We start from the raw sequence: 5104 nt of genomic DNA, 5'->3' as shown, positions 1-5104 counted from the left end.
GGGGGCAGGGGGAGGGGTGAGGGCGGAGGGTAAGAGTCCTAAGAGGGTGACTTCTAACCAGAGACGGGGCTGGGTGGTGTTTTTGAGTTGAATTTCACTGTCTTTGAGTTTTTGTTGTCCCTGTAAAATGGTTTCGAGGGGCCAATGTTTGGCTTCTTCACATAATGCTTGCCAAGTGGGGGCAGTAACGGCGACTAACTCTGAATTTTGGGGGGAGGTTTTGGCGAGGAGTAGGTTTAAATAAAAGGTGGCTAGATTTTGTAGGACGATGAGGGGTTCTCGTCCTCGATCCATGAGATGACGGCATTGGGTAATGACGGCTTCAATGTGATTGCTTCGGATGGATTGAATCAGTTTTAAAAGGTCTTGTTCTGGGACTGCTCCTACTAAGTCCCAGACTTTTTCGACGGTAATTTCACCGGATAAAAGACTAAGTTGATCTAATAAACTTTCGGCATCTCTTAGGCCGCCGTTGGCAATTTGGGCGACTAGGGTTAGGGCATCGGCTGCAATGGAAATGGCTTCGTTTTGGGCAATTTGGGTTAAGTGCTTGACCATTGCGGTGAGGGGAATTCGGCGAAAGTCGAAGCGTTGACATCGGGAAATAATGGTGGTTAAAACTCGTTGAGGGTCGGTGGTGGCGAGGACAAAGACGACGCGGGGCGGGGGTTCTTCTAGGGTTTTGAGGAGGGCATTAAAGGCGGGAACACTGAGCATATGACATTCATCGATGACATATACTTTGTAACGACATTGGACGGGGGCAAATTGGGCGCGTTCGATGATTTCTCGGATGTTGTCTACTCCGGTGTTACTGGCGGCGTCAATTTCGATCACGTCCATGGCGGAACCTTGGGTGATTTGACGACAGGTTTCACATTGGCCGCAAGGGGTGGGGGTGGGGCGATCGCATTTTAAGCAGTTGAGGGATTTGGCGAGGATGCGGGAGGAGGAGGTTTTCCCGGTTCCTCGGGGCCCGGTAAATAGGTAAGCGGGGGCAATACGGGAGGTGTTGAGGGCATTGGTTAGGGTTTGTGCGATCGCCTCTTGTCCTACTAATTCTGCGAAGGTTTGGGGTCGATATTTGTGATGCAGGGGTTCGTAGGACATGGGGCAACAATAGCAACAGATTTTCTATATTATTGTAAACCTGTTTGAATTTTAATTAGGCTTTTTGTACTAAAAATATTTATTAACTGGTCAAGGTTGGGGAATGGGGAATTAATAATGATTCCCGACTCCTCTACAAGCAGACTGTCTCAGCAAGCCCTATGATAGGGTGAATCTTTTGGTTGCAATGGCTCTCTCGTTAAACGGCTAAACTATGAACCCGTCTATTCCCTATCTTGACCTTGTTCATTCCTATCAAGATCACGACCAACTGCTGGCCATTATGACGGAGGTGATTCAATCGGGGTGGTATATCCTGGGGCCCCGGGTAAGGGCCTTTGAACAGGCTTTTGCGGCCTATTGTCAAGCGGAATATTGTGTGGGGGTGGGGAATGGCTTAGAAGCTTTGCAGATGATGTTACGGGCAGCGGGGATAGGGGAAGGCGATCGCATTATTGTCCCCGCCAACACCTACATCGCCACTATCCTCGCCATTACCGCCCTCGGGGCCATCCCCGTTTTAGTAGAACCTCGTCTGGATACCCTCAATCTTGACCCAGAACAGGTCTTAACCGCCCTAAATGACCAAACTAAAGCCATCCTCGCCGTTCACCTCTACGGCGCGCCCGCAGACCTAGCAGAATTAACCAAAATTGCGCGCTCCTATGGTTTACTCTTGTTTGATGACTGCGCCCAAAGTCATGGGGCCACCGTTGAAGGGAGACGAGTAGGCAGTTGGGGGGATGCCAGTGGTTTTAGTTTTTTCCCCACCAAAAACCTCGGCTGTTTAGGGGATGGGGGAGCGGTGACAACTTCTAATCCCGACTTAGCGGAAAAGGTGCGACTCTTGCGGAATTATGGATCACCGCGTAAATATTATAACGAGATTGAGGGGGGGAACAGTCGCTTAGATGAACTACAAGCGGCGATTTTAAGCTGGCGCTTGCAGCACTTGGACCAACGCAATGAGGAACGAAGAAGACAGGCCCACTATTATATTGAGAATTTACAGGATTTACCCTTGCAGGTTGTCGCCTACAATCCAGACAGTGTGTATCATATCTTCCCGCTTTTGGTTCCAGAGCGCGATCGCCTGCAACAATTTCTCACTCGTCAAGGCATTGGAACCCTTATCCATTATCCCATCCCCCCCCACCAACAACCCTGTTATCGTGATTACCCTTGGGCCCAAGTCCATCTACCTCGAACCGAACAAATCGCCCAACAAGAACTCAGTTTACCCCTTTATCCCGGTTTAACCCATGAACAACAAACTTACATTATTGAACAAATCCGCACCTTTTACAGCGCGTAATCCCTCCCCCCTCCACGACGACTTAATCATCCATTTTCCCCATTTCGGCACCCCAGAGCAAGGTTATTTAGCCGTTGCCGAAAGCAATCAAACCTGTCCCTTTCCCATTGCTAGAACTTACTGGGTTTATGGTTGTCCTAACGGGCAACAAAGAGGTGGACACGCCCATTATCAACATCATCAATTATTAGTTTGTGTATCGGGAGAAGTCGAGGTTTTATTAACCGATGGTTACGAGCAGAAAATCTTTGTATTAAACGATCCCACCATTGGACTTTATCAAAAACCCCTACTCTGGGGAGACTTAGTACACCGCAACAACTCCGCTCTGGTTGTATTAGCTTCTCATCCCTATGCCGAAGCCGATTATATTCGTAACTTTGATGATTTTTTAAAAATTGTAGCTTAATATAGCGTTTCCATTTGAGTTTTGTAATCCACAAGGGACAGCAAAGGGAACAGGGAACAGTATACAAGCGTTACAATGAGCTTGAAGTATGATGATAAACGTCTCTGAGAGTTGATCAAAGATTTGGAAACGCTATAGCCAAATTTGTTGGGTTGCGCTGTCGCTTCACCCAACCTACAAATAGCCTAGGTCTTTACCTTAAAATAACCACAAAAACATCCCATAAACCAATGTTACCGTTTGTTGGGTTGCGCTGTCGCTTCACCCAACCTACAAATAACCTAGGGTTTTACCTTAAAATAACCACACAAACATCCCATAAACCAATGTTACCGTTTGTTGGGTTGCACTGTCGCTTCACCCAACCTACAAATAACCTAGGTCTTTACCTTAAAATAACCACAAAAACATCCCATAAACCAATGCTACCCACTGTTTCTATTATTGTCCCCCTTTATTACGCCGAAAAACTTTTTCCTCCCCTCATTATAGGCTTAGAAACACTAGCACAACAGAATAAAGAACAGTTTAAAACCGAAATTATCTTTGTCGATGATGGTTCTAAAGACAACACATTTAAACTCGTTCAAAACTTAAAACCTGAGCATTTTTCCTTCCAGGCTATCCGACTGGCTCGTAACTTTAAATCCTATATTGCCATTCTCGCAGGCATTCAACAAGCCCGAGGGGATTATATTACCTTTCTCGCCCAAGACCTACAAGAACCCCCCGAGTTAATTAGTCAATTTTTTGGCCTAATTCAAGATAATTATGATGTCGTTTGGGCGGTTCGTCGTACCAGAGCCGATGGTTTTTTAGATCGGCTTTTTTCCCAACTCTTTCATCGTTTAATGAACAAAATTTGGTCAGATTGGCCGAAAACAGGAGCCGATATGTTTATGATTAACCGTCCCGTCGCCAATGTATTACTATCCATGCAGGAAAAAAACTCCCATATTAGTGGACAAATCCTCTGGAGTGGTTTCCGTCAAACCCAGATATTTTATGACCGTCAAAAGCGAAAAATTGGCAAATCTGGCTGGAGTTTTTGGAAAAAAGTTGAGTTAGCTGTCAGTGTTATTACTCAGTTTTCCTATCTCCCCATTCGCGCTTGTACGGTTTTAGGACTTATTCTGGCAACGACGGGATTTTTCTATGGAATTTTGGTCATTGTTCAGCGTTTAACATTACAAATTACTCTACAAGGTTGGTCAGCATTGATGATTGTTCTGCTGATTATTGGCGGCTTTCAGTTTATCTTTTTAGGGGTGATTGGGGAGTATTTATGGCGCGTATTTGATGAAGTCCGCAAGCGTCCCGCTTATATTGTAATGGAGCGGATTGAGGGGGGAAATAGGGAATAGGTAATAGGGAACTTTGACAAGTTAAGCTTATGTGCCTTGGGCAATGGGTAATGGACAGAGCATTACCGCGCCATCCTTCTGGTAAATTTTTCTAGAATTTTTCTAGACAAAATGGGGCAAGTTTGGCATAATTATATTAGTCGATGATTTTGTTTTAATTATTTTCATAATGGGAATATTTGCAGCTTTTTTAAAACCTCACATATTCCCATTATCTATGATATCATCTCAAAAGTCAATAGTCAAGCCTACAAAGTGGCTTTTTTACAAATTTTTTCTAGCCATTTTTGCCCGTTGATTTTTTTCAATCTAACCTACATTCCCAGAATCTAAACTATGACTATATTGTACGAAGATGAATATATAATCTGTGATGATGATGCCATCACGATTCATTTCTACTATTTTCCCTTGGGGAGTAAACGAATTCCCTATAGTAGAATACGGAAGATTGAAGCCGAAAAGATGACTTGGTGGGCAGGAGCATTGAGAATCTGGGGCGGCAACTTAGAATATTGGTTACATTTAGATCCGAAACGACCTTGGAAAGAAAAATTGATTATTATTGATGAGGGGGAGTGGACAAAACCCGTCATCACCCCAGAAGATCATGAGCGTGTGTGGGAAATTTTGCAGCAGAAAACCGACAAGACATTGACATACTCCCCGACCTAAAGGTGCGGGGATTCTGGGGTCAAACAGCGATTGCGGGCATTGCCCGTCTAACATCGTCTAACCCAACAGTTGATGCCCCAACTGCTTGAATATTCTTAGCGGCATTTTCATCTCGCCCGTTCACAGATTGGCAGGACGGACAACGCCATTCTCGCACCGACAAATCCAACTCTTTAAGGACATGCCCACAATGCGAACAGGTTTTCGAGGAAGGATACCAAGGGTCGATGA

6 protein-coding genes are annotated in these 5104 nt (G+C 45.1%); 4 read left to right on the top strand and 2 right to left on the bottom strand.

Going from position 1 to position 5104, the window contains the following annotated elements; genetic code table 11:
* On the bottom strand, positions 1–1110 hold a 1110-nt coding region (locus K4A83_RS21865; protein WP_265266835.1), incomplete at its 3' end, for a DNA polymerase III subunit gamma/tau.
* Between the two features lie 214 nt (positions 1111–1324).
* On the opposite strand from K4A83_RS21865, the gene K4A83_RS21860 reads away from it, so the two are divergent.
* The 4 genes from K4A83_RS21860 (at position 1325) to K4A83_RS21845 (ending at position 4873) form a co-directional block, all read left to right on the top strand.
* Positions 1325–2425, top strand: coding sequence for a DegT/DnrJ/EryC1/StrS family aminotransferase (locus K4A83_RS21860; protein WP_265266834.1), 1101 nt, complete (start codon positions 1325–1327; stop codon positions 2423–2425).
* On the top strand, positions 2373–2834 hold the full coding sequence (locus K4A83_RS21855; protein ID WP_265266833.1) for a sugar 3,4-ketoisomerase: 462 nt from the start codon (positions 2373–2375) through the stop codon (positions 2832–2834). Before K4A83_RS21860 ends, K4A83_RS21855 begins: the two co-directional genes overlap by 53 nt.
* A gap of 422 nt (positions 2835–3256) precedes the next feature.
* Positions 3257–4198, top strand: coding sequence for a glycosyltransferase family 2 protein (locus tag K4A83_RS21850; protein ID WP_265266832.1), 942 nt, complete (start codon positions 3257–3259; stop codon positions 4196–4198).
* Positions 4199–4534: 336 nt separating this feature from the next.
* Positions 4535–4873 carry a hypothetical protein gene (locus K4A83_RS21845; RefSeq protein WP_265266831.1) on the top strand — a complete coding sequence of 113 codons (339 nt, stop codon included), beginning with the start codon at positions 4535–4537 and terminating at the stop codon, positions 4871–4873.
* A gap of 19 nt (positions 4874–4892) precedes the next feature.
* On the opposite strand, the gene K4A83_RS23775 is transcribed toward K4A83_RS21845, so the two are convergent.
* On the bottom strand, positions 4893–5104 hold a 212-nt coding region (locus K4A83_RS23775; protein ID WP_407810268.1), incomplete at its 5' end, for a zinc ribbon domain-containing protein.

The organism is Spirulina subsalsa FACHB-351 (assembly GCF_026130165.1).
Classification (GTDB): domain Bacteria; phylum Cyanobacteriota; class Cyanobacteriia; order Cyanobacteriales; family Spirulinaceae; genus Spirulina_A; species Spirulina_A subsalsa_A.
The sequence above is the reverse complement of the archived record's forward strand: the minus strand, read 5'-3'. Positions and strand labels throughout refer to the sequence as shown.

Bases quoted from the DNA above. Each gene is read 5' to 3' on its own strand.
- K4A83_RS21845 (WP_265266831.1), top strand. From the start codon at position 4,535: ATGACTATATTGTACGAAGATGAATATATAATCTGTGATGATGATGCC.
- K4A83_RS21860 (WP_265266834.1), top strand. From the start codon at position 1,325: ATGAACCCGTCTATTCCCTATCTTGACCTTGTTCATTCCTATCAAGAT.
- K4A83_RS21855 (WP_265266833.1), top strand. From the start codon at position 2,373: ATGAACAACAAACTTACATTATTGAACAAATCCGCACCTTTTACAGCG.
- K4A83_RS21850 (WP_265266832.1), top strand. From the start codon at position 3,257: ATGCTACCCACTGTTTCTATTATTGTCCCCCTTTATTACGCCGAAAAA.